Origin of the sequence: Streptomyces himalayensis subsp. himalayensis (assembly GCF_013778455.1) — a bacterium.
Taxonomy (GTDB): Bacteria; Actinomycetota; Actinomycetes; order Streptomycetales; family Streptomycetaceae; genus Streptomyces; species Streptomyces himalayensis.
In genome coordinates this window covers 24438-48000 of the sequence record NZ_JACEHE010000028.1, presented here as the reverse complement: position 1 = coordinate 48000, position 23563 = coordinate 24438, and the positions used below count along the sequence as shown (strand labels likewise).

The 23563-nt window shown below is 68.9% G+C and carries 20 protein-coding genes and 1 pseudogene; 11 read left to right on the top strand and 10 right to left on the bottom strand.

What is annotated here, in order from left to right; all coding sequences use genetic code 11:
* Window positions 1–842 precede the first annotated feature (842 nt).
* Window positions 843–995: pseudogene (locus H1D24_RS32880) on the top strand (TerB family tellurite resistance protein); the annotation flags it as partial.
* Between the two features lie 69 nt (window positions 996–1064).
* Here H1D24_RS32880 and H1D24_RS43765 read toward each other — a convergent pair.
* Window positions 1065–1472 (bottom strand): Sec-independent protein translocase family protein, encoded by a 408-nt coding sequence (locus H1D24_RS43765; RefSeq protein ID WP_309484525.1) that lies wholly within the window; start codon window positions 1470–1472, stop codon window positions 1065–1067.
* A gap of 222 nt (window positions 1473–1694) precedes the next feature.
* Here H1D24_RS43765 and H1D24_RS32870 point away from each other — a divergent pair, with 222 nt between their 5' ends.
* From H1D24_RS32870 to H1D24_RS32855, 4 genes are all read left to right on the top strand, one after another.
* A complete protein-coding gene (locus H1D24_RS32870) occupies window positions 1695–2042 on the top strand; it encodes an ArsR/SmtB family transcription factor (protein ID WP_181661380.1) in 348 nt (115 codons plus the stop codon).
* Window positions 2039–2296, top strand: coding sequence for a hypothetical protein (locus tag H1D24_RS32865; protein WP_181661379.1), 258 nt, complete (start codon window positions 2039–2041; stop codon window positions 2294–2296). Before H1D24_RS32870 ends, H1D24_RS32865 begins: the two co-directional genes overlap by 4 nt.
* Window positions 2297–2462: 166 nt before the next feature.
* Window positions 2463–4553 (top strand): MMPL family transporter, encoded by a 2091-nt coding sequence (locus H1D24_RS32860; RefSeq protein ID WP_181661378.1) that lies wholly within the window; start codon window positions 2463–2465, stop codon window positions 4551–4553.
* Between the two features lie 194 nt (window positions 4554–4747).
* A complete protein-coding gene (locus H1D24_RS32855; RefSeq protein ID WP_181661377.1) occupies window positions 4748–5620 on the top strand; it encodes an LLM class flavin-dependent oxidoreductase in 873 nt (290 codons plus the stop codon).
* Between the two features lie 75 nt (window positions 5621–5695).
* Here H1D24_RS32855 and H1D24_RS32850 read toward each other — a convergent pair whose 3' ends face one another.
* Window positions 5696–5953, bottom strand: coding sequence for a hypothetical protein (locus H1D24_RS32850; protein ID WP_181661376.1), 258 nt, complete (start codon window positions 5951–5953; stop codon window positions 5696–5698).
* A gap of 268 nt (window positions 5954–6221) precedes the next feature.
* Window positions 6222–6878 carry a DUF1707 SHOCT-like domain-containing protein gene (locus H1D24_RS32845; RefSeq protein ID WP_181661417.1) on the bottom strand — a complete coding sequence of 219 codons (657 nt, stop codon included), beginning with the start codon at window positions 6876–6878 and terminating at the stop codon, window positions 6222–6224.
* Window positions 6879–7742: 864 nt separating this feature from the next.
* Between H1D24_RS32845 and H1D24_RS32840 the strand changes: the two genes are divergently transcribed.
* The 3 genes from H1D24_RS32840 to H1D24_RS32830 all read left to right on the top strand — a co-directional run bounded on the left by H1D24_RS32840 (window position 7743) and on the right by H1D24_RS32830 (window position 10986).
* The gene (locus tag H1D24_RS32840; protein ID WP_181661375.1) at window positions 7743–9173 is read left to right on the top strand and encodes an MDR family MFS transporter; all 1431 of its coding nucleotides are present in this window, start codon (window positions 7743–7745) and stop codon (window positions 9171–9173) included.
* A gap of 908 nt (window positions 9174–10081) precedes the next feature.
* A complete protein-coding gene (locus H1D24_RS32835) occupies window positions 10082–10285 on the top strand; it encodes a cold-shock protein (protein WP_037751662.1) in 204 nt (67 codons plus the stop codon).
* Between the two features lie 272 nt (window positions 10286–10557).
* A complete protein-coding gene (locus tag H1D24_RS32830) occupies window positions 10558–10986 on the top strand; it encodes a site-specific integrase (RefSeq protein ID WP_309484523.1) in 429 nt (142 codons plus the stop codon).
* Window positions 10987–11007: 21 nt separating this feature from the next.
* On the opposite strand, the gene H1D24_RS32825 is transcribed toward H1D24_RS32830, so the two are convergent.
* Window positions 11008–11847, bottom strand: coding sequence for a helix-turn-helix transcriptional regulator (locus tag H1D24_RS32825; RefSeq protein WP_181661374.1), 840 nt, complete (start codon window positions 11845–11847; stop codon window positions 11008–11010).
* A gap of 353 nt (window positions 11848–12200) precedes the next feature.
* Window positions 12201–12950, bottom strand: a complete 750-nt coding sequence (locus H1D24_RS32820; protein ID WP_181661373.1) for an SDR family oxidoreductase — start codon at window positions 12948–12950, stop codon at window positions 12201–12203.
* Window positions 12951–13296: 346 nt separating this feature from the next.
* On the opposite strand from H1D24_RS32820, the gene H1D24_RS32815 reads away from it, so the two are divergent.
* Window positions 13297–13470, top strand: a complete 174-nt coding sequence (locus H1D24_RS32815) for a hypothetical protein (RefSeq protein WP_181661372.1) — start codon at window positions 13297–13299, stop codon at window positions 13468–13470.
* A 340-nt stretch (window positions 13471–13810) separates the two neighbouring features.
* Window positions 13811–14722 carry a hypothetical protein gene (locus H1D24_RS32810; protein WP_181661371.1) on the top strand — a complete coding sequence of 304 codons (912 nt, stop codon included), beginning with the start codon at window positions 13811–13813 and terminating at the stop codon, window positions 14720–14722.
* A 19-nt stretch (window positions 14723–14741) separates the two neighbouring features.
* On the opposite strand, the gene H1D24_RS32805 is transcribed toward H1D24_RS32810, so the two are convergent.
* Window positions 14742–14906 (bottom strand): pyridoxamine 5'-phosphate oxidase family protein, encoded by a 165-nt coding sequence (locus H1D24_RS32805; RefSeq protein ID WP_181661370.1) that lies wholly within the window; start codon window positions 14904–14906, stop codon window positions 14742–14744.
* A gap of 415 nt (window positions 14907–15321) precedes the next feature.
* Between H1D24_RS32805 and H1D24_RS32800 the strand changes: the two genes are divergently transcribed.
* Complete coding sequence (locus H1D24_RS32800; protein ID WP_309484522.1) at window positions 15322–17319, top strand: SpoIIE family protein phosphatase; 1998 nt, start codon at window positions 15322–15324, stop codon at window positions 17317–17319.
* A gap of 857 nt (window positions 17320–18176) precedes the next feature.
* On the opposite strand, the gene H1D24_RS32795 is transcribed toward H1D24_RS32800, so the two are convergent.
* From H1D24_RS32795 to H1D24_RS32780, 4 genes are all read right to left on the bottom strand, one after another.
* Entirely contained in the window at window positions 18177–19592 is a 1416-nt protein-coding gene (locus H1D24_RS32795; protein WP_258564487.1) for a glycoside hydrolase family 172 protein, read from the bottom strand.
* Between the two features lie 154 nt (window positions 19593–19746).
* Window positions 19747–20676 carry a PfkB family carbohydrate kinase gene (locus H1D24_RS32790; protein ID WP_181661369.1) on the bottom strand — a complete coding sequence of 310 codons (930 nt, stop codon included), beginning with the start codon at window positions 20674–20676 and terminating at the stop codon, window positions 19747–19749.
* Window positions 20673–22133 (bottom strand): glycoside hydrolase family 32 protein, encoded by a 1461-nt coding sequence (locus H1D24_RS32785; RefSeq protein WP_309484521.1) that lies wholly within the window; start codon window positions 22131–22133, stop codon window positions 20673–20675. The genes H1D24_RS32790 and H1D24_RS32785 overlap by 4 nt, the downstream gene beginning before the upstream one ends.
* A gap of 31 nt (window positions 22134–22164) precedes the next feature.
* Window positions 22165–23541 carry a glycoside hydrolase family 172 protein gene (locus H1D24_RS32780; protein WP_181661367.1) on the bottom strand — a complete coding sequence of 459 codons (1377 nt, stop codon included), beginning with the start codon at window positions 23539–23541 and terminating at the stop codon, window positions 22165–22167.
* Between the last annotated feature and the right edge of the window lie 22 nt (window positions 23542–23563).

Genomic DNA, 23563 nt, shown 5'->3' with positions numbered 1-23563 from the left:
TACCGTGTGTGGGCACCGCGGCAGCTGGCCAACGTCAGGGGCCCGCTGCCACGGTCGTGCCAGCCGGGGCCGAGCACGGACCAGATCAGCTGGCCGTGCAGCGGACCTGCGCCATACGTTTCCGGCTGGTGCTCGACGGCTCTGCACCTTCGCTGTGCGGGCAGGTGCGCAGGGGCAGCATGCGGCCGGCCCCTGCCACGGGGCGACCGCCGTAGCCGCCACGGCCCCCGTGCCGGCGAGTCGGAAAAGCCGAGGGCCTCCCAGGAGGCAGGGGCGTGAGGCCCCAGGGTTGGTGGCGCAGCGCGTCGAGACTGTACGGCCGGTCGCGCTGCGCGAGATGTGCCGGCTACTGCGTCCGGGCGGGCGGCTGCTCGTCGCCGACTTCCGGCCGCCGCGTACCCGACCCGTCAAGACTGTGATCGCCGCGATCACCGGGCTCCTCATGGCGTACTACCACGTGGACCTGCTCGAGGGGCTGATCCGGGACACGGGTTTCGCTGTGGTTCACCTGCGACACAGGGTTCGCAGCACCGTGGCCAGCCGCTGCCGTCATAGGGCGCCTCGCCAAGGGGTAGAAGCGGAGCAGGACCCGAGGTGAGGACGGACGCGATGCAAAGGATTCCCGGCTGGGTCTTCCAGGCGGTTGCGCTGGTGGCCGCTCTGGCAGTCCTGCTGTGGCTGGCGACCGAGCTGGTGAAGAACTTCTGACGGATCAGGATGGAGTGCGGGCGTCGCGCCACCTGGGCGGGCCGGCATGGGCCGCCGCTGTCCGCGCCTCCCGTATCACCGTCTGCGATGCGCTCATGTGATGTGTGCCCTGGTCGCCGCCGCCGACGGCACGCACGGTGCTGCAGGAGATCGCCAAGGCGAAGCAGAAGCCCGCCGAGGCGCGTGCGGTGATTCAGATCGGCATCGTCATAGGCGGCGCGGACGGCCACTTCGACAAGGACGAGCAGCAGGTCGTACGCGAGGCGTGCTATGCCCTCGACCTGCCCCGCACGAGTGCGCCCTTTGACCGTCCGAGCCGGGCCGGGCCCGCTGCCGTCCGCGGCGGGCCCGGCAGGTCAGAGACGGGACGGGCGCTCGCCGTCCTCCACGATCTGACCGGACACGATCCGTGTGCCGGGCTGCGATGCGGAGCCCTGACCGGGTTCGTCCTGCTTGAGCGCCTTGGACTCGCTCTTGAAGATGTGCGCCGTCTTACCCGCCGAACGCGTCAGGTCCGTCAGTCGCTTCACGGCGAGGACCGCGGCCAGCGCGAGGAGGATCAGGTGACCGGGTGCAGTGCGGCGCGCGGGAAAGGCCGGTCGCGGTCGGTGGCGCCGAGGGTGTCCTTGATGTGCAGGTAGCCCAGCAGGGAGCCCTGTTGCCCAGTGACCGGGAAGCGAGTACTCGGCCTCGGCCGCCGCGCGCTCCAGCTCGGCGCGCTCCACGGTGGTCAGCGAGAACTCGGAGGCCAGAACACCGCGCACGCGAGGGTCAGCAGCAGGGCAAGGAGCAGCAGCAGGACCTCGGTCACCGTGCCACTCCCCGTCCCTGGGTTACATGGGGCACGCGGGAGGTGGCACGGCTGGTACTGGGAGACGTTCCGTCCTGGCCCGACCCTGAGACGACCCTGAGATTCCCCTCACCCGCCCCCGACATGTGTCAGGTTTCTTTGACAGGTGTCCGGTGCGGCGGTCACCGTAGAGGGCATGAGCAAGGCTTCCGCCCCTTCGGGGGACGAGCTCCTGAAGGTGCTCTCGGCGCTCGGCAATCCGCACCGGATGCGGATCATCGCCGCGCTGAGCGAGGGACGCAATTACGTGAGCGCCCTGGCTCGGGAGATCGGCATGGGCCGCCCTCTGCTGCACATGCACCTGCAGCGGCTGGAGGCCGCCGGTCTGGTGACCGGCTCGCTCGAACTGTCCGAGAGCGGCAAGGCGATGAAGTACTTCGAGCTGAGCCCGTTCTCGTACGTACTGACCCCCGATGCCGTCGCCGAGGCGGCACGGACACTCACAGAGGACGAGAAGACAACGGTGAAGGAGAGCGCGTCATGAACGGCGAGGACTGGGCGGGAGTGGTCGGCGCCGGCGGTGTCTTCCTCCTCCTCATCGTGGTCGTCTGGCAGCTCGCCGCGACCTGGCGGGCGCGGATGCTGGCGGCCCGCGAGGAGCAGTACAAGCAGATGGCGCTGAAGTACCAGCAGCTGCTCGAGGACAACATGGAGATCCAGCGCCGCTCCATGGAGGACCTGACGCAGGCGCGGATCTCGCTGGCCTCGATGGAGAAGATGATGCGCGAGATCGAGTAAGCACCTTGTGCCGTATGGCGGTTGGGGCGGGAGCGGCAACTCTCGCCCCCACGAGCGCCGCGGATCATGCGTACGGCCGGGAGCGGCAACTCCCGGCCGTACCGAACGGAAGCAATTCCCGCGAGCCCATCGCAGAGAACCCACTCCCCACTGAAGGAGACCACTCATGTCCGCTTGGATCAAGCGGCTGTTCACCGCGCCCGGCGGGCGCCGCAGCAAATGGCTCGTCCTGGCCGTCTGGCTGATCGTCGCCGTCGCGCTCGGCCCGCTGGCCGGAAAGCTCGGCGAGGTCGAGGAGACCGGGCCCAACGCCTTCCTGCCGCGCGGAGCGGAGTCGGCGCAGGTCAACACGGAGCTGGAGAAGTTCCGTACCGACGAGCTGATGCCCGCCGTCGTCGTCTACACCGGCGAGAGCGCCGGGCAGCTCGCCGAGGCCGAGCAGGGGGCGTTCGCGAAGTTCGCCGCCGAGGGCGAGCGGGTCGCGCCGCCGGTCCCGTCGGAGGACGGCAAGGCGTTCTTGACCGTCGTACCGCTGCAGTACGAGGACGGCATCACCGACAAGGTCGACGAGCTGCGCGACGTCGCGGGCGCCAACGCACCGCCCGGTGTGGACGTCGAGGTCGGCGGACCGGCCGCTTCCCTGACCGACTCGGTCGCCGTGTTCGACTCCCTCGACTCGACGCTGATGATCGCCACGGGTCTCGTCGTGGCCGTACTGCTCCTGATCACGTACCGCTCCCCGATTCTGTGGCTGTTCCCCCTGTTCGCGGTCGGTTTCGCGGCTGTGCTGACCCAGGTGGTCACCTACCTGCTCGCGAAGTACGCCGATCTGCCCGTCGACCCGCAGAGCGCGGGCATTCTGATGGTGCTGGTGTTCGGCGTCGGCACCGACTACGCCCTGCTGCTGATCGCCCGCTACCGTGAGGAACTGCACCGCCGCGAGGACCGGCACGAGGCGATGCGGATCGCGCTGCGCCGCTCGGGCCCGGCGATCCTCGCCTCGGCCGGCACCATCGCCACAGGGCTGGCCTGCCTGGCGTTCGCCGACATCAACTCCTCGCGCTCGCTGGGCCTGGTGGGTGCAGTCGGTGTCGTGTGCGCTTTCCTTGCCATGGTCACGGTGCTCCCCGCGCTGCTCGTGATCGCCGGGCGTTGGGTGTTCTGGCCGTTCGTTCCGCGTTACGGCACCCCCGCCCGCAAGGCGCACACCGTCTGGTCCCGGATCGGTGAGGCCGTGGCCCGGCGCCCGCGCTGGTCGTGGCTGATGTCCGTCGCCGTCACGGGGGTGCTCGCGCTCAGCGCGTTCGGCATCACCATGGGCCTCACCCAGGCCGAGATGTTCCAGGACAAGCCCGAGTCGGTCGTAGCGCAGGAGCGCATCTCGGCGCACTACCCGTCCGGTTCCTCAGACCCGGCGACGGTGATCGTGCCGACGGGGAAGGCGGAGGAGGTCGAGAACGCCGCCTCCGGCACGCCGGGTGTCGCCGCCGTCGAGACCGGCTACCGCACCCCGGACGGTCAACTGACCTCCTTCTCCGTTGTGTTGAAGGAAGCCCCGGACAGTCAGGCCGCCAAGGACACCGTCGATCGGCTGCGTGACGCCGTGGGCCCGTCCGGTGCGCTGGTGGGCGGCACGACCGCGGAGACGCTGGACACCCAGCGGGCGGCCGACCGCGACCTGCGGACGGTCATCCCGATCGTGCTGCTGGTCGTCTTCGGGGTGTTGGTCTGGCTCCTTCGGGCTCTGGTCGCCCCGCTGCTCCTGCTGGCCACGGTGGTGCTGTCGTTCTTCGCGGCTCTGGGCGCCTCGAATCTGCTGTTCGAGCACGTCTTCGGCTTCGCGGGCGTGGACTGGGCGCTTCCGCTGATGGGCTTCGTGTTCCTGGTCGCCCTCGGTATCGACTACAACATCTTCCTCATGCATCGGGTGAAGGAGGAGACGGCCCGCCAGGGCCACACCCGCGGCATTCTGGAGGGCCTGACCAGCACAGGTGGCGTGATCACCTCCGCGGGGATCGTGCTCGCAGCGACGTTCGCGGTGTTCGCGGGGCTGCCGCTCGTGACGATGGCGCAGATGGGTGTGCTGGTCGGTATCGGCGTACTCCTGGACACGTTCCTGGTGCGTACGGTGCTCGTGCCTGCCCTTGCCCTGGACCTGGGCCGGTGGTTCTGGTGGCCGGGATCCTTGTTCAAGGCCGGGCGGCGGGCTTCGCTGCCGGACCAGGCGCCTTCGGCCCGCGAACAGGCCCGCGTCTGAGGCGGTCGTAGAGCGGGGTGCCCCACCACTGCGTGGGGCACCCCGCTCTCGAACGCCCACAGTGTGGGGCATGCCGCCCCTCGAACTTGCGTGCAGCCACACCCCGCCGAATTTCGCGAACCACTGGGTGCTGACGCTCTCCACCTTGCCCGGAGCATTGATCACCCACTGGAACGGACCATAGATTGCGCTCCATGACGACGTTTCGGATCGGCGTGATGTACGACCGCGACTGGGCACCGGAAGGGCTGCCCGAGTTCGCGCGGGAGGTCGAGGCACTCGGAGTGGACGATCTCTGGGTGGTCGAGGACCTCGGATGGAACGGGGGTGTATCGGCCGCATCCGTGGCGCTGGGAGCGACGGAGCGTCTGCGTGTGGGCATCGGCATCACGCCCGCTCCGTTGCGCAGTCCAGCGGTGCTGGCGATGGAGCTGGCGACGCTCGCGCGGGTGTTCCCGCGACGGCTGGTGGCCGGAATCGGCCACGGGGTGCCGGAGTGGATGGCCTCGGTTGGCGTTGCGCCACGGTCACCGCTCGCCCTCCTGGAAGAGACCATCACTTCCGTGCGGGCGCTGCTGCGCGGAGAGCGGGTCGAGCTGGAGGGCCGGGAAGTGCGACTGGACGGCATCCAGTTGGTACATCCGCCCATCGAGCCGCCGCCGGTCGTCGCCGGCGTAGTACGGCCCCGCTCCCTGGAGCTGTCCGGGCGAGTCGCGGACGGCACGCTGATCGCCGAGGGCCACGGGCCGCAGGACGTGGAGAGCGCTCGCGCGTTGACGAGGAAGGGCGGAGCCTTGACCGACCACACTCTGACCGTGCTCGCCTTCTGCTGCGTGGGCGACGACGCCGAGCAGGTGGCGCAGGCGCTGCAGCCTCATACAGAGGGCCATGGCGCCTGGCTCGGCCGCCCGGCGCGGCAGGTCTTCACCGTCTCCGGCAGGGCTGAGGAGGCGGCCGAACGAGTCCGCGAGCTGGAAGCGGCCGGAGCGGGCACGGTCGTACTGCGGATGATCGGTCCCGAGCCCGCACAGCAGCTCGGGACCGTCCTGAAGGCCCTCGGACGCTAAGCCCCGGGCCCGCGTGCTCAGCGCCAATCTCGGCAATGGTGGGTCCGCGCGGGGTGAGTGGCGGGATTCGCGTGATCAGCCGGGTGTGCGGCGTGGGTCGTGACCGTAGGCGTATTCGGTACGAATCTGCTCATCGCGGCCGTGGACCGTGATCCCCGTCGCGATGTTGCGGAACGCCACACTCTTCGCCGCGTTCGGCAGCATGTCCACCGTCCTGATCACCAGAGGCGACCAGGACCACTTCTCGCTGCTGGTGGCTTCGCGGTCACTTCGATGACGGACGCGGACCATCGACAGCAGTTCTTCGCGCCGATCACCGACGAGATCGAGCACATGCTCGCGGTGCACGCGGTGTACCTGGCCGTGCGCGAACCGGCCCCGGCCGCGCCCCAGGGCCTGGGCATTGGATGACCTCTGGGCCGACCAGGGGCATCACTCAGCGCCGCAACGGCGGTTCCGGCTGTACAACCTGTCTGCCGAGCACGGCGCCTTCCGTACCGTCCGAGCTCCAGCGGAGCGTCAGCGGTGACGGCTCCCGGTGATCGCCGGCAGAGCCCCGCTCAACCGCCCGAGTCACGGCCGACAGTTCACAACGATGGAGTCAATCGCCTGCCGGCAGGGACGTGGGCTTGCGCAGCAGCCACTGTCCGAAGGTCCGCCGTGCGGGCCGTACCACGACGCGGCCGTGGGTCGTCGTGCCGACCAGCTCCACGCGCAGCGTGATCGGTGTCTCGTGGTCTGGAGCCTGACGAATCTTGATCTTACTGTGTACGAGGCTAAGGGCACCGGCATCGACCACGATGCCCGGCTTGGTGATCAGCGTCAGCTTCTTGCCGGCCGTGTTCATGTCGATCCGCAAGGTGTCCTGCGTGATCACTGCCTGAGTGAAGTCGAGCGTCACCTCACACCACGCAGTGGACAGCTCCAGCCTCCGCGGCACAACCCAGCGCCCCACGCGTTTGACCGCACCACTGTGAATCCCCTCGATCCGGAGTACGTCCTTGACCTCCGCTACGGCCGTGCCTGTCGAAGCGGACACGGCCGGCAGGTCAGCGGTCAGCGCGGTCAGCTCGCTGACGGTACGCGCCGAAAGGGCAGCTTCAAGGCGCTCGTCCAACTCGTCCGCGGTCAGCAGGCCCTCCCCTGCCGCGATACGCAGCACGTCCACCACCCGGTCCCGGTCCGCATGAGAGGCCCTCAGCTCGGGCGACGAGTCGAGGCCGGAGTCTTTCCCGGTGGGCGAAATCTCTCCCGACATACTTCCGTCCTGGTCCTGTCGAACGTCTCCGCGCGACGCAGGCAGCGGCGCGAGAAGAAGACTAACGCTATATCGCGACATGGATCCCGGCTTGGCCCCATCACGGAGAGGCGATGGCCGGCGTCGATTCACGGCATGCGGCATCCATCATGCCGAGGCCCGGTCTCGACGTACATGAGGGAGCGTCACATCTGGCGATATCCGGTACGGCGCGCCCTCAGCGCAGACGCGGGAATTGAACCCCACTCTCACTGACCGTGACGGCTCTCCGTGATCGCTGACAGAGCCGTTGAGTGGCTCCATCGTGACGGCTCGAGGTGACCCCGCCCGTGGCGGGACGGCTTCAGCTGGCCCCACCGGATTCGTGCTGTGGCTTGCGGTGGGGCTGCCTCATACCGTCATTGATCTTCACGCATCGGGTCCAGTTCGGGCCGTCACGCCGGGGCCGATTGACGACGTCATAGCCAGACATCAGGCCCCGGAACAACGCAGTTCGCCTGAAGGCAGGAACGCCCGCGGCGTCCCCGAGACCATCCACAGCTCTCGGGGGCGCTCGCCCATGCTTCACCTCACGCAGTACACGCAAGCGCGAGAAATCTGAAACAGACTGACTTGACGGGGAAGCGCATCGGTTGGGTTCGTCCGGCCTGCGCCGTGCGGCAAGGGTGCCCGGACGGGGAGACGGATGCCTTCGTGAGCGGGCGCAAACTCGGGTGAGTTTGGCGCAGTGATGCGGATCACTCGGGTCGACCGATGAGTTGTGCCGGGCGTGCTGGTCTCTATGGATGTCACCATCCATGTCGATGCCGGCAGCCTTTGGCTGTGAGGCGTTTGTGATCCGTCAATCCCAGTGAGGTGCCGCTCATGTCAGCTGCGATTCAACAACGACCGGCCGTGCGGGCGGGTGGCACACCGAGTGTGGTGCGGCTGCTGGTGCTGGCCACGTTCGTGGTGATCCTGAACGAGACGATTTTGATCAACGCTATCCCGCGGTTGATGGATTCGTTGCGCATCTCCGAGCAGTCGGCGCAGTGGGTGTCCACGGCGTTCATGCTGACCATGGCCGCGGTGATTCCGGTCACCGGCTGGTTCCTGCAGCGGGTCACCACCCGTCAGGCTTACGCCATCGCGATGGGCGTGTTTCTCACGGGTACCGTCCTGTCAGCCGTCGCGCCGTCCTTCGAGGTGCTCTTGGCGGGTCGGATCGTGCAGGCGGCAGGCACAGCTGTGATGATGCCCCTGCTGATGACCACGTTGATGATCGTGGTGCCCGAGCATGACCGGGGCCGGGTGATGGGCAACGTCACGCTGGCGATCTCGGTGGCGCCCGCGCTGGGACCTGCCGTGTCCGGGCTGATCCTGCAAGTCGGCTCCTGGCGGCTGCTGTTCGTGGCCGTCCTGCCGATCGCGGCTGTGGTGACCGTGCTGGGGCTGCGTAAGGTGGACAACATCAGCGAGCCGCAGGTGAGCTCCATCGACTGGCTCAGCGTCGCCGTGGCGGCGCTCGGCTTCGGCGGCCTGGTGTACGGCCTGAGTCTCTTCGGCGAAGGCGACGGCAGGGTCGGGCTCGGCATCGGCATCGTCATCGCCGGGGTCGCGGCAATCGCGGTTTTCGTGATCCGCCAGCTCACGCTGCAACGTACCGGTGTGCCTTTGATGGACCTGCGTACCCTCGGGCACCGCACCTACGGCCTGTCCTTGGCCCTCATGTCCATCGGGTTCCTGGCGATGCTCGGGTCGATGATCCTGCTGCCGCTGTACCTGCAGAACCTGCGCGGGCTCAGCCCGCTGCAGACCGGCCTGCTGGTCATGCCGGGCGGTCTGGCCATGGGCCTGCTCGGACCGGCCGTCGGAAAGGTGTTCGACCGGTTCGGCAGTCGGCCGCTGGTGCTGCCCGGCTCGATCGGCATGGTGCTCGCCCTCGGCGGGTTCATCCAGGTCTCGATGACGATGCCGTACTGGCAAGTGCTGGTACTGCACGCGCTGCTGATGGTGAGCCTGGCGGCGACGTTCACCCCCGTCTTCACGCTTGGCATGGGCGCCCTTCCCCCGCACTTGTACTCGCACGGCAGCTCGATGCTCGGCACGTTGCAGCAAGTCGCCGCAGCTTTCGGGACCGCGCTTGTGGTGACCGTGATGTCCGTGCGCACCCGCCACCTGGCCGCCGACGGCGTCGCCGCCGTGCCCGCACAGCTGAGCGGGATGAAGCTGGCCTTTGGCGTCGTGGCCGCCCTCGCCCTGGTGACGATCATCTTTGCTGCGAAGCTGCCGCGCCGGATCGCCTCTCCCGCGTGACGACTCCAGGGGTGCAGATCTTCTCAGGCGCCCTGGGTTTTCCGGCACTTCACCCGCCTCACCCCGGGCGAGACCAGCTCGTCTCACCGTTCGCCGGCTCCACCGGCAACGCTCCGCGCATGCGCTCAGCCTTCCGCAACAGCACACGTCCTCGACGGCGACCGGGCCTCATCCAGCCGCGGCCCCGTCAGCCCTGAGCACGCACGTCTGGCCTACGTTGCGGTGCGCCCGGAAACACCTGGACCTCCGAGGCCTTCCCGCATCAATAACACCCCCGACGCGCTCACCGCTGCGCCGGAAGACCTGTTTGCGCGGCCGCCGGAGCCGCGCAACACGCCGTCACCCACCCGCAGCCGCGGTCGCGTCACCACCGGGCTCTGATGTGGCTGCGAGACTGGCTTGTTGATCTTGCTGGTGGCCTGCTGTTGCTCGGCCTGATGCAGGGATGGGTTGCCGTGGTCGATGGCCGGTGCGTAGCTCGCAGCGGCCCACGGCACTGAGTTACGCCTTGACCAACTCGGCCCGTGCTGTGCCCGGGCCACACAGCACGGGCCAGGGGCCCGCGGCCCGGGCTTTGCCATGCCCACGTGACGGCCGATGCCGATGCCGATGCGGGTCGATTCCTTCGAGCAGGCCCACTGGCCTGGCGCTGGCGGTGCTCTACGACCCAGCCCGTGCCGGAAGCCCGAGGCGCAATGACCGTAGCCGTCCGCAACACCACTTCATCTGACGGTCCTTGCTCACTGGTCAGGGGTGGTGCCGCCGTGTAGCGTCGCTGGCAGATGTCGTGGTTCGCAGTACCTGCCCGCGCCGTGGTGCGGGCGTTTTGCTGTGCAGTGCCCCAGGACCAGGACGACCACCTCCGGGTCCGCGCGGTGCGGATCCGTCATCGACTGAGAGGCACCGGCATGGCCAGCGGAACCGTCAAGTGGTTCAACGCCGAAAAGGGCTTCGGCTTCATCGCGCAGGACGGAGGCGGCCCCGACGTCTTCGCGCACTACTCCAACATCAACGCCAGCGGCTTCCGCGAGCTCCAGGAAGGCCAGGCCGTCACCTTCGACATCACCCAGGGCCAAAAGGGCCCGCAGGCGGAGAACATCACTCCCGCCTGACCGCCGTCAGGACCGGCACGGTGCCAAAGGCGCACTCACGCCCCAAAGCACCGTGCACCGCGGCCCATGATGAAGGTTCCGACTCCCTCGGCAGATCACCGGCGTGAGTGGTTTCTGAGCGGGGAGAAGGCGCCCGTGTCTCGGCTTCGGGATGGTGGACGGATCCGACGTCTACGAGGCGATCGAAGCGGGATGGTATCGGTGCCATGATCGCGGATCTATGCACGACGAGCCGGTCCCGTTCGGAGAGCTGCCTGGGTACTGCTGGCCCGGTGGCTGTGCTGGACCGCGGAGGCGTCCGCGAGGGTCAGCCGTTCATTTTGGCAGGGGACGGGTCGTACGACCTGCAACTGAACCGTTTTCTGCATGAGCTGCCGAGTCGGGGTGTGCGTGCCGAGAACAGCGTTCTGGGATACGCCCGGGACGTGATGCTTTTCGTCCGGTTCCTGGAGACCTCGTGGCATGGCAAGCCGATCTGGGTGTGCGACGGCGATGATCTGCGGGCTTACAAACGGGTGCGGTTGTGGTGTGGCGGGCCGGGTGCTGTGTCGGTGGGGACGTGGAACCGGTCGGTGGCGGCGCTGGACAAGTGGGTGGCGTGGTCACTGGATGCGGGGCTGCTGAAGCGGGCGCCGTTCCGGTACGTCGACCTGCACCACTCCAGGGTGCATTTGTCCGGCCCCTCCCGCGCCGAGCCTTGACCCGTCCCCCGGCCCAGGACGTCAGGGGGTGAGCTGCTGGTGCCCTATGACGGAGAGCAGTTCGAGCTTGCTGTGGCTCTCCGTGCCGGGGCGAGTGGTCAGCACCACCAGGGTCTGGGCGCGGTTCTCGGTGAACAGGACCTGGGCGTCGACATCGATGCGGCCGAGTTCGGGATGGAGGATGGTCTTGCAGTCGTCGTAGCGTTGGGCGACCTCCTGAAGTTCCCACATGCGGACGAACTCGGGGCTGTGTTCCTGGAGTTCGGCGAGGATCCGGGCGGCTCGGGGGGTGTCGCTGCCGGCTGTCAGCGCGGCCCGCAGGCGTGCTGCATGGGCGCGGCCGTGGTGTTCGTGGGTCTCCTCGGGATACACCAGACGCTCGGCTGGGTCCATGAACCAGCGGTAGTAGCCGCTGCGGGCCAGACCGGTGTGGCGGGTCAGGTCGCCGACCAGCGCCACGGCCAACGGGTTCATCGCGAGGGTGTCGAACAAGTCGGTCTGCACCAGGGCCGGGGAGTCGTCCAGGCGGTCCAGGACCCGCATCAGCGTCGGGCTGACGTGTTCGGAGCGGTGGAAGCGGGCCGGGGCGTTGTGGCCGATGAGGACGAAGAGATGGTCGCGTTCGTCCAGGGTCAGCCGCAGTGCCCGGGCGAGAGCCGTGGTGATCTGGACGGAGGGCTGCGGAGCTCGCCGCTGTTCCAGCCGGGCGTAGTAGTCGGTGGACATGCCGGCGAGCTGCGCGACCTCCTCGCGGCGCAGCCCCTGCGTACGCCTGCGCGGCCCCTCGACCAGCCCGACGTCGCGGGGGCGCAGCGTCTCACGCCGGTGGCGCAGGAATTCCGCCAGTTCCTTCTTGTCCATGCCCCCATCCTCGCCGCATCCCGCCGGACTATCCAGAGACCGCCGGTCCATGGCTGAGCCCTCCTCTCCCACCCCCGCGAAGCCGCCCGCACGGCCGACGCCGAGGGCGCTCGCAGTGAGACGACCCGATGGTCACCTGACATGCATGACCCGCTGGGAAATTCGCCGGCTGTCGGCTGCGCCGCAGGCCGTCGGCATGGAAGACGGCCTGCGGCGACGGTCCTCCGTCGAGGACGCCCAACGCTTGGGACCGGCCGACCACCCCGAGGCGGGTCCAGCTCGCGTTCCTCGATGATGTGGCCCAACAGGACCCGCCAGCGTGCCGTTGTTCCGCGTCGGTCATTACAGGTCGGTCAGCTGCCGCTGATCATGGCGAGGACGTCGTCGTAGGAGCCGTTGGCCTCCGCGTCGCGGATGAACCTGGCGCGCTCGACGACAAGCTCCTTCCCATCGGGCTTCTCGCGCAGCAGGTCGAGGGTCTCGGTGAGGAAGTCGTCCAACGGCATGGACTGGTCGCTGTCCTGCTGGCCCAGCAGGGTCGTGCGCACGCCCGGCGGGACCACCTCGATCACCTGGACACCGGCGCCAGCACCGGCGAGCTGGATGCGCAGGCTCTCGGAGAAGGAGTGCAGCGCGGCCTTGGTCGCGCTGTAGGTCGGGGTGCTCGGGTACGGTACGAACGCCAGCGACGAGGTGACGTTCATGACGACCGCGTCGTCCTTGCCCACCAGCAGCGGCAGGAAGGCGTACGTCATCCGGATCGTGCCGAGCAGGTTGACCGTGACGTGATCCTCGGCGACCGGGAGTCCGGCCGGGTCGAGGAGGCTTTCCCGCAGCATGATGCCGGCGTTGTTGACCAGGACGTTCAGCTCCGGGTGGCTCGCCGCCACGGTCTCGCGGGCCCGGGCAATCGAGTCGGGGTCCGCGACGTCGAGGACGAGCGCGTCGATGCCCGGGTGCTCAGCCGTGATCTCGTCGAGGAGTTCCTTGCGCCGGCCGGCGACGACCACTTTGTTGCCGGCCTCGTACAGGCGCAGGGCCAGGCCGAGCCCGATGCCCGAGGTTCCGCCGGTGATCAGGATCGTGTTGCCGGTCATCTTCATGGGGGTCTCGCTCCTTCGTTACGGCGGGCCGGTGAGCGCCCGCAGCCTCGACCGTAGGGGCGCCCGCGCAGGGGCGGGAGAGGAAGGTTTATCCATGGATCGGCGGTCCCTGGCTGGGGCATAGAAGACGCCACAGCCGGTCAGCGCCTCCAGACCGGGCGCCGCGAGCCGCCGGTAGGAGACCCCGGTGGCCAGGATCATGGTCTGGGCGGTAATGGCGGATCCGTCGTTGAACCGCAGCACCCGCGCGGACCCGGCCGGCCAGCCGCGTCAGGGCAGGAAACGCCCTACTGCGGCCGAGGCCGTAGAGGGGATCGGGGCTCTCGTACGGTGTGTCGGAGTGACCGTGGGTGACCTCGTCCCGGGTGCGGCGCCCTGCCAGGCGTTGGCCGGGGCCTCCGCCGTCCAGCCAAGCGCATGCGGAGCCGGGCTGACCGCGGTGCTTGAGGTGGAGGCGGACGGGGACAACACGGGCCACGTCCCGGTCGAGGACAAGTCACCTGAGACACCAAGCACCTGAGACACCCGTGCAGGTCACATAACACCGTCGATGACGGCGTCGTCGCCCAGCACCGCGGCGGCCGGCGCGATCTCTGGGAACGCCGTGGTGAGACGCGGCCGCTGCGCGACTGCAGAAACACCTCGCCGTCGGCGGCGGCGAACACCAGAAGCCGGAAGCCATCCCACTTGGGCCCCCACACCGTCCCGCCCGGCAGCGCCACGCCGCGGCAGCTCTTGCGAGACCTGGGCCAGCATCTGCGTCACCGGAGGAACAAGAGTCATATAAGTAACGTGCCTGGACAAAAAGTGAAGAATCTATTCATCGGAAGGAAGGCAGGAAGGAAGGGCGGCGGTGAGCCGTGGACCTGGAGAGCATCGCCGACGAGCTGTACGGGCTGCATCCGACGCAGTTCGTTGAGGCCCGTGCGATACGGGGGGCCGAGGCCCGCAGGGCGGGCAAGGCGAAGCTGGCCGCCGAGATCGCCGCGCTGCGCCGGCCGACGCTGTCGGCCTGGGCCAGCAACCTGCTGGTGCGTTCCGAGCCCGTCCAGGTCGCCCGCCTGCTCCGGCTCGGCGAAGGCCTGCGCCAGGCTCACCAGGACCTTGCCCGCGAGCGGCTGAAGCGCCTGAGCCGGCAGCAGCACACCCTCGTGGGCGTCCTGTCACGGCAGGCCCGCACCCTGGCTGCCGAGGCCGGGCATCCCATCGGCGAGGCCGCGCAGCGCAAGATCGAGCAGACCTTGCACACGGTCCTGACGGATCCGGCGGCGGCACAGGAATGGGCCTCCGGCCGGCTCGTCAACGCTCTCGTTGCTCCGGTCGGATTCACAGCGGCCGCCGTCGCCGACGTACCCGTCCGTCCAGCCCTCACAGCACACAGTGCACGACGGCGGAAGACGCCACCGGGACCGGACCTACACGTCATCAGCCCCAAGACCGCCCGCGAGAAGCGCCTCGAGGACGATCGGCGTAGAAAGCTTGCCCAGGCCAACCGCGAGGCGGAAGCAGCCGAACAGCACGCCCGGCGACGCGAGGAGGAACACCAGAAGGCGCAAGCGGACGTCGAGCGCGCCGAAGCATCACTCCACGAACTCGAAGAGCGCGCGACCGAGCTGGCCCGCCAACTCCACGCCACGGCGGAACTGCGACGCCGGGTCCGAACCGAGCTCGACAACGCACGACATCGGGCCACGCAGACCGCCCCGGCCGCACGGCATGCGCGCCGCGCCGCCCAGACGGCACTCGCCCGCCTCGAGCGCTTGGAGACGTGATTCCTACCGTCGGTGTTCCTCATCTTCGGCGATGCGGGAGCGTGCTGAACATCAACGCGAAGTCGAGGTGGAAGTACCGAACCGGCGTCGCGAGCGGCCCCTCCGGCCGTGCCGTCGCGAGCACGCACATGTTCTGCGACGACACCAGATTGAGTATCCGCTCCTCCAAATGCAGCCTGTCCATGCGGGTCCAGTCCTCCACCAGCACAGCGGCCCCGCGCCGACGATCAGCGTAGCCACTGCGCCCATGCGGCACAGGGTCCGTTCGTGCGGGGCGGTCACGCACAGAGGCGGTGTGCTGGTCGGCTACATCTGCGAATGCATGTTCGGGTGATGCCGATGTCCGGTCAGGATGGGTAATGAACAGGTGAGGCGTGGTCCGGCGCGGGGTTGGACTTATCGAGTTCCAAGGAGGCACCTCGTTCGGGAGGTGTCTTCACGGCCCCAGGCCGCTGACCCCACGACGTGTGGAGATGCCCAGGGTCAGGACACCTCTCCCTGACCTGAGGGGCAAGGGGGCTCGGCAGCTCGCCACCGAGGAGACGGTCCAAGTGAACGTGGAGCGCCATGCACACGTGCTGGGAAGAAGCCGGGCAGCGGTGTCCGCCCTGGTGGCACCTTTGGTTGCTGCTCTGGCGCTGGTGCCGTTCCGTACCACCTTCCCCAGCAACGACGCGGCTCTCGTACTGGTGGCGGTGGTGGTGGCTGTGGCCGCCCAGGGGGACCGCATCGCAGGCCTGATCGCGGCAGTCTCGGCCACCGTCTGGTTGGACTTCTTCCTGATACACCCATGGTTCACGCTCTCCATAACAGGTGCCGAGGACCGCTGGACGGTCATCCTCCTGCTTGTCATCGGTGCCGCTGTCTCGGAGCTGGCCATCCGCGGCCGCCGCCAACGGGAGCGGGCTCAGGCGGCTCATGGCCGCCTGGATTTGCTGCACGACGCCGGCATGGCCATCGGTGCCAGCCTCGATGTGGAGCGGACCGCGCAGGAGCTGGCGCGGGTGGCGGTGCCCCGGTTCGCGGATTTCGTCACCGTGGACCTGGCGGTGTTCGTCCTGCGCGGAGAGGAGCCGGCGGTCCACGGGGCGGAGATGCGCCGGGTTGCCGTCGCGGGCATCCGGGAGGACCACCCGTTCCACCCGGTGGGCGAGCTGGTCACAACCGCCGTGTCTGCTGCGCGCGCCCGCAGCCTCCTCCGTAGTGGGCGTGCGAGGATCGAGCCCGACCTGCGAGCTTCCACCGCATGGCGGTCTCTGGTCCCGGATCATGCCGGGCCGGTGCTGGGCTACGGTATCCACTCGCTGATCACGGCGCCGCTGCGGGCGCGGGGCGTGCCGCTGGGGATGGTCAGCTTCTGGCGTGCCGGGGGAGCGGAACCCTTCGAGGTGAGGGATCTGTCCGACGCCGAGGAGCTGGCCGCCAAGGCTGCCGTGGCCATCGACAACGCGCGTCGTTACACCCGTGAGCGGGCGACCGCGCTGGCTCTGCAGCGCAGTCTGCTGCCGCAGCGGCTGCCCCGGCAGACGGCTGTGGAGGTGGCGTTCCGCTATCTGCCGGCCGGCTCCCAGGTCGGCGTGGGTGGTGACTGGTTCGACGTGATCCCGCTCTCCGGCAGCCGGGTCGCCCTCATCATCGGAGACGTCGTCGGCCACGGCATCAACGCGTCCGCCACCATGGGACGCCTGCGCACCGCCGTTCGTACCCTGGCCGACGTCGACCTGCCGCCCGACGAGCTCCTCACCCATCTCGACGACCTGGTCATCCGCCTGACCGGTGACGAGCAGACCGGCACCGCAGAAGGCGATGTCGCGGCGGCCGGCGAGCTGGGAGCGACGTGCCTGTACGCGGTCTACGACCCGGTCTCCCGGCGCTGCGCGCTGGCCTCGGCCGGCCATCCGCTGCCCGCCCTGCGCACTCCCGACGGGGCTGTGGAAAGTGTGTCCGGGTTTGTAGGCCCGCCGCTCGGGCTGGGCGGCCTGCCCTTCGAGACCACAGAGCTGACCCTGCCCGCGAGCAGCGTGCTCGCCCTCTACTCCGACGGTCTCGTCAAGTCCCGTGAGCGCGACTTCGACGAGGGCCTGGACACGTTGCGTGACGCGCTGGCGGTGCGGACACCGTCGCTGGATGCCGCCTGCGACACCGTCATCCAGAGGTTGGTGACTGATCGCCCCGCCGACGACGTCGCCCTGCTCCTCGCCCGCACCTGTGTCCTCGCCTCCGACCGGGTCGCCATCTGGGACATCCCCGCTGACCCGTCCCTTGTCGAGCGCACCCGGAAGGTGGCCGTCGAACAGCTCGACCAGTGGGGACTGGCAGACGCGACATTCACCACCGAGCTACTCGTCAGCGAGCTGGTCACCAACGCCATCCGCTACGGCGACTCCCCGATCCAGTTGAGGTTGATTCGCGACGCCACGCTGATATGCGAGGTCTCCGACGCCAGTAGCACCGCGCCGCACCTGCGCCGGGCCCGGGTCTACGACGAGGGCGGCCGGGGCCTGCTCCTGGTCTCCCAGCTCAGCCAGAGCTGGGGTACCCGGCATGCCACGGTCGGAAAGACCATCTGGTGCGAGCAGAAGCTTCCGACCGGCTGAACGGGCGCGCGTACCACTTCGCCGAAGGTGCCCCTCCGACAGTCACTCCACAGTGCCGGGGGTGGCCTCCTGGGCCCGGGTGGAGCATGACCAAGAGACCGTACAGCGGCCTGCGAATCGGGTCGGCTGCTGCCCGCTCCATTCGGCACGTGCATGACAGACCTGGCTTTCACCACGCACGCCAACCCACCACTCTTTCCAGCTCCCATCCCGTTTGCCGTCGACCCACATAGGCGTTTCTTCGTCTCGGCGCCTGAGCGCCCGCGCCGGAACATCACTGCCGTGACGCCGGCGGCGTGGCCTGGTCGCGGCTGGCGTGCAACCCGTCCTGGGTGGGCTGGTCAGGCTGGGCGGCAACGAGCGGCAACGAGCGGCACCGCGGGCAGCGGGTCGAGCTTCGGGCAGGCCCAGGGACTCGCGTACCGCCGCGTTGTCGCCGGTCGCATCCGCGAGCCGGGCGGCCTGGTTCGAATGCCCGCTGTTGGATGCGTTCGATCTCCTCGGCGACATCGTCGATGGAACAGCCCGCTTCCTGCAGCATCCGCACGCCGGTCTCCGGGGAGAACACGCCCGCCGCGTGGCCCTGCGATCGATGGGCAGTCTCGCCCCGGCGAGAGCCACGATCGGCGTGCCCGTGGTCGCCGACGCGGACGCGCTGTCGGTGTCGGTGTCGGTAGCAGCGAGCTCGTCCAGCAGCTGCAGCACCGTCGCCAGAGACGACTTGCCCCACTGCTCGCCGCCGCCGACTGGCAACCCGGCACCCACGACTGCCAGCAGCGCGCTCGCACCTGGCAGCGCCCTACGGCGCGTCGTTCAACGCGGAGTTGCAGCAGTTGATCAATACGAAAAGTCCGTCCTCACGTTCCTGAGTCCGTTCGACGTCGCGCGATGAAGCGGCGGCGAACCTCACGGGCGTATTCCGCGTTCTTGGCCGATCGCTGCCGTGACTCCTCCGCTCGGCGCTCGAGCCACTCCTGGCGCTGCGCGGTGAACTCGGCCATACGGGCGTCGCGCTGCTCGTACATGGCTTTGCGCAGGTCGTCGAGGCGGCCGCGGTCGGGGGCCGGGAGGTCCTTCATCGAGGGGCTTTCCCAGCGGCGTGGGAGGCGCTGGTCGGCCGGAGGGACATCGAAGCGAGGGCCGGGGAGGGTCTGGTACCAGTAGGCGGTCGAGGCCCAGTCGTCCGACAGGTGGTTGGCGTGGCCGTGCTCCATGGTGACCTTGATGCGCTCCTCGAAACGGACCGGGTCGGCCAGGTGCCAGCGGTAGCTGATCTGGTAACCGGGAACGTCGTCCTCGTGGATGATCGTGCCCTGGAAGGGATAGTTGATCTTCTGCATGCCCCAGCCGTGACTGAAGTAGTCCTCCCCTCCGGTGCCGTGCATGCTGGGGGGCCAGCTGGTGCTGCCGTCGGCGCGGAAGTCGTCGTCGATCCAGATCATGTCGTCGCCTTCGCCCCACCAGGTACCCGTGAAGTGGGTGACCGTGTGGTTGCAGCCGATGTAGTTGCCGGCGCCTTCAGTCTCGAGGATGACGTAGTTGTCCTTGCCGTCGAGGTTGGGGACCTGGGTCTCCAGGCTGTTGACCTGGAGGTCCGGCCCCCAGCCGTCGCACGGGTTGTTGCGGCGCCACTGGGCGTGGAAGTAGAGGGTGTCCTCCGGCAGGTCCTCTGCGTAGAGCTCGTAGTCGACGTAGAAGTACTGCATGTACGCCGCGTCCCCCTGGTTCTCCACCTCGATGCGGGCCCGGGAGTTGAAGGGCATGGGGAGGAAACAGTTGAAGGCGGCGGGACCGCCGTACTTGCGCTCGGAGTCCTCCTTGACCGAGACGGTGAAGGGCAGGGACTGGAAGCTCGCCGGCATGGAGTTCCCGACGCAGAAGAAGTCGCCGAGCGGTGCGACGACGCTGGGGTGCTCCTGGTCGTCCCAGTACATGCGGATGATGACGTTGCGGTAGTAGTCGGCGTCGTTGATCTCCCAGTTGTAGCCGAGAGCATTGTTGAACTCGACCATCGCGGTGCCGGCCTGCCGGGCGTCGAACAGTCCGGGGCCGAGGACGAGGCGGCATCCCTGGACGAACCAGAGGTGCGTGATGGCCCCCGGGCCCTCGAGGTCGGCCAGGACTGCCGTCTCGCCCGGCATGACGACGAACGCGTCCTCGTTCAGGCCGGTGTGGTCCCAGCTGGCCACGCGTGCCGAGCGGGCGCGGCGCCGCTTGGCGGCCCGGCCGAGCAGATCGTCGCCGAGGGAGAAGGAGGGAACAGACATGGGCATGCGTCTCTCCGTGAGGTGGTGGACAGGTGCGGTGCGGTTGATTTCGCGCGGCGGGGCGGTTCATTCCGCGAGGCGGGCCGTCCGTAGCCCTCGCGGCGGGCAGTCCGTCGAAGACGGTCCACCGCGAGGGGAATTTGGCCCTCCGTAAGCGCGGCTACGCGATGCCGAGTGCGGCGTCCAGTTGCGCCCGGGTGGGGGAGTGGGCACCGGCGTGTTCGCAGGCGAGCGCGCCGGCGGTCACGGCCTGGTGCAGCAGTCGTTCCAGGTCGTCGTGGTCCTCGGGCAGGCGCACCCGGTGCGTGCCGTCCTCACTCGGCTGCAAGAGGGCAGCGAGCAGCGCAGCCTGGAAGGCGTCGCCGGCGCCGATGGTGTCGACGACCTTCACCGGCGGTGCTGCCACCATGACATCCGCACCGGCGACAAGTCCGCGGGCACCCTTGGCGCCGTACGTGGTCACCACCAGGTGCGGGCCCATGGCGAGCAGGTCGCGGGCGGCATCGCCGGGCAACCGGTCGGGATACAGCCAGGCCAGATCCTCATCGCTCGCCTTGACCACATCGGCGGTCGACACGATCCGCTCGACCGCACCCCGGTAGGCGGCCCGATCCGGCTGGACACCGGGGCGTACGTTGAGATCGACGGCGACCGCGCCGCCGGGCCGGGACCGGACGTCGTGGCAGGCCTGCCGTACCCGCTCCGCGCCCGGCTCCACCACAATGGCCAGCGAACCGGTGTGGAGGAGCGTCACGTCAGGTGGCAAGGCCAGCCGCAGAGGGTCCCAGCTCGCCAGGAAGTCGTACGTGGCGGCCCCGGTGGCCTCGTCGACGTACGCCAGGGCCAGAGTCGTGCGGCCCGAGGCCGACTCCGCGCGGTCGATGGGCACACCGGTAGCGTGCAGATACTCGCGCACCAGCGCGCCGGGCGGATCGTCACCCCAGCAGGCAGTGAGGCGGACGGTCCGCTCCAGGCGGTGCAGGCCCACCGCGACATTGGCCGGGCTGCCACCCGGGACGGGGGAGACGGAGGCGGCGCCGGTGCGCCACACGAGATCGACCAGCGCCTCACCGATGACGATGGCGGTCATGACATCCGCTCCGATTCCGGCCGCTTGTCGTGGATGGGCAGACCGGCGAGGTCCCATGCCTCAACTGCGTACGGAACCGGCGCGGTTCCGGCCGAGACGGCCTGCAGGCGCCAGGGGGCGTCGCCGACCGGATAGAGGCGCAGCGTGAGCGCCTGACCCTCGTCCGTGAACATCTCGGCCACGGAGTGGTCGAGCACGATACGGAGATCCACTGGTCCTGCCTGCGCGGGAAGCCGCCAGCTGCCGCCCTTGGCCCTTCGGTCCAGCGAGGCGTGGGTTCGGTCGACGACCACCTCGCCGGTGGCGGGGTCTCGGACGATGTCCAGGTACTCGCTGCCGGCCACATCGGTGATCAGCCGCAGTCCTCCGGCGGTTTCCAGGCGAACGCTGATGTCACAGATACGTCCGATCTCGCCCAGGACCGCGGGCTGGTCCGCCCGCGCTTCGCCCGTTGCGCCGATTCGCCGTTCCCCCCGCATCCGCTCGACTTCCCGTGCGGGCCGCTGCCGTACCGTCCCGTCGTCGCCGAGCGTCAACTCGCGCGGCAGGGACAGCATCCCGGCCCATCCCACCTCGTCCGTCCACTCACTGCGGGCGCCGACGCGCTCCTCGTCCCGCGCTTCCCAGATCCAGGCCCACATCAACCACCGGCCGTCAGGGGCAGGCAGCAGCGCCGGCGCGTAGAAGTCCGGTCCGTGGTCGAGACGCTGGGGAGAGCCCGCGACGAAGCTCCCGCCCTCCTCGTGCCCGGGCCAGGCCACCGTGCAGAGGGCCCCTTCGTGCGGGTTCCAGGCACTGATCAGCACCGCGCCGCGGCCGTCGCCGAAGTGCGCGTACTGGGCGCACTCCCAGCCCTGCGCGGTAGTGCCGCCGCCGGGCAGCGGCTCGGGAGCGCGGGCGAGGAAGATGCCCTGGTACGCCCAGTCGGTCAGGTCGGTGGAGGAGTACTGCACTGCTGCGCCGCGGCCGTCGTCCAGGGCGGCGCCGACGAGCATGCGCCAGCGCTCGCCGTCCCGCCAGACATAGGGGTCGCGGAACATGGTGGCTCCCGCGGGAGGCTCGGCGACGATCAGCCGCTCGTGCTTGGTGAAGGTCAGACCGCCGTCGCGGGAGACGGCCCGGGCCACCGGCTGGTACCAGCGCCCGGGGTGCTTGGCGGAGTAGAAGGCGATGAGTTCGCCGTCCGCTTCAACGGCGTTGCCGGACCACACACCCTCGGCGTCCTCGCCGCCGGGGGTGGGGGCCAGCGCGATGGGCAGCAGTTCCCAGTTGAGGAGGTCGGGACTGCGGAAGTGCCCCCAGTGCATGTCGGCGTGGCGGGCGCTCAGCGGGTTGTACTGGAAGAAGACGTGGTAGTAGCCGTCGTGGAAGACCAGCCCGTTGGGGTCGTTCAGCCAGTGGCGGGGCGGGCGCAGGTGGAGTGCGGGAAAGTGCGGGTCCCGCGCTTGGGTGGACACGGCTCGGTGCCTTTCTGCGTCGTGCACGGGGTCAGCCGCGAGCGCGTTCGTTGTAGCGGTTCCGTACATCTGCCGCCTGCTTGGTGTTGGCTTCGGACTCCTGCAGCGAGCGCTCGCCGCGCAGTCGTGTGCGCTCGGCGAGATGCTCCATGTGCCGCTCGAAGCGGGCCCGGTACCGCTCGCGCATCCCGGCGATCTCTTCGGCGACGACGCCGCTGCGGGGGGCCGGGGCGGGCATGGGCCGGCCGACCGGACGGACGGGCAGGCGCTGTTCGAGCGGGAGAATGGTCGCCTTCGGCGAAGGAAGAGTCTGGTACCAGTAGGCGGTCGAGGCCCAGTCGTCGCTCAGGTGGTTGCCGTGGCCGTGCTCGATGGACACCTTGATGCGCTCCTCGAAGCGGACGGGATCGGTCACATGGAAGCGGTAGTTGACCGAGTAGCCCGGGACGTCCGCCTCGTGGAGGATGGCGCCGTGGTAGAGGTAGGCGTTCTTCTGCATGCCCCAGGCGTGGTTGAAGTAGTCCTCGGTACCGGTGCCGTGCAGGGACGGTGGCCAGACGGTGGTGCCGTCGGGGCGGAAGTCGTCGTCGATCCAGATCATGTCGTTCCCCTCGCCCCACCAACTGCCCTGCCGGTGGTGGACGGAGAGGTTGCAACCGACGTAGTGGCCGGTGCCCTCGGTGTCGAGGATGACGTAGTTGTCCTCACCGGTGACGTCGACGATGTTCACTTCGGGGCTGTTGGTCTGGATGTCCGGGGCCCAGCCGTTGCACGGGTTGTTGCGGTTCCAGCGGGCGTGGAAGTAGAGCGTGTCCTCGGGCAGCGGTTCGGGGAAGAGTTCGTAGTCGATGTAGAAGTACTGCTGGATCGGAAGGTCGTTCTCATTGACCAGCTCGATCCGGGCCCGCTCGTTGAACGGCATCGGCGCCCAGCAGTTCAAGGCCGCGCTGCCGCCGAATATCAGCGACTCCTCCGGCTTCGCCGAGACGGTGAAGAGCGCGGACTGGTAGCTGTTGGGCATGCAGTGGCCCACTCCGAAGAAGTCTCCGAGCGGGACCAGGACGGCCGGCTCTTCCTCGTCGTCCCAGGTGATGCGGATGAGGACCTTGCGGTAGTAGTCCGGGTCCGGCTCCTCCCAGTTGACCCCGAGCGCGTTGTGGATCTCCATGACCGGCGCGACGGTGTCGGCCTCCAGAGGGTCGATCAGACCGGGGCCGAGCGTCTTGCGGCAGAACTGTGTCATCCAGATGTGCGTGATCTGGCCCGGCCCTTCCAGGTCGGCGAGAACGCGGCTGGAGTGCGCCGGGGTGGTCCAGTAGTCCTGGTTGCGGCCGCGCTGGTCCCAGCTCGACGTACGGGCGCTGCGAGCCGCCTTGCGGCGGGTCAGATCACTAAGAGGGGAAAACATGGGTTTGTACCTTCCGGTGATG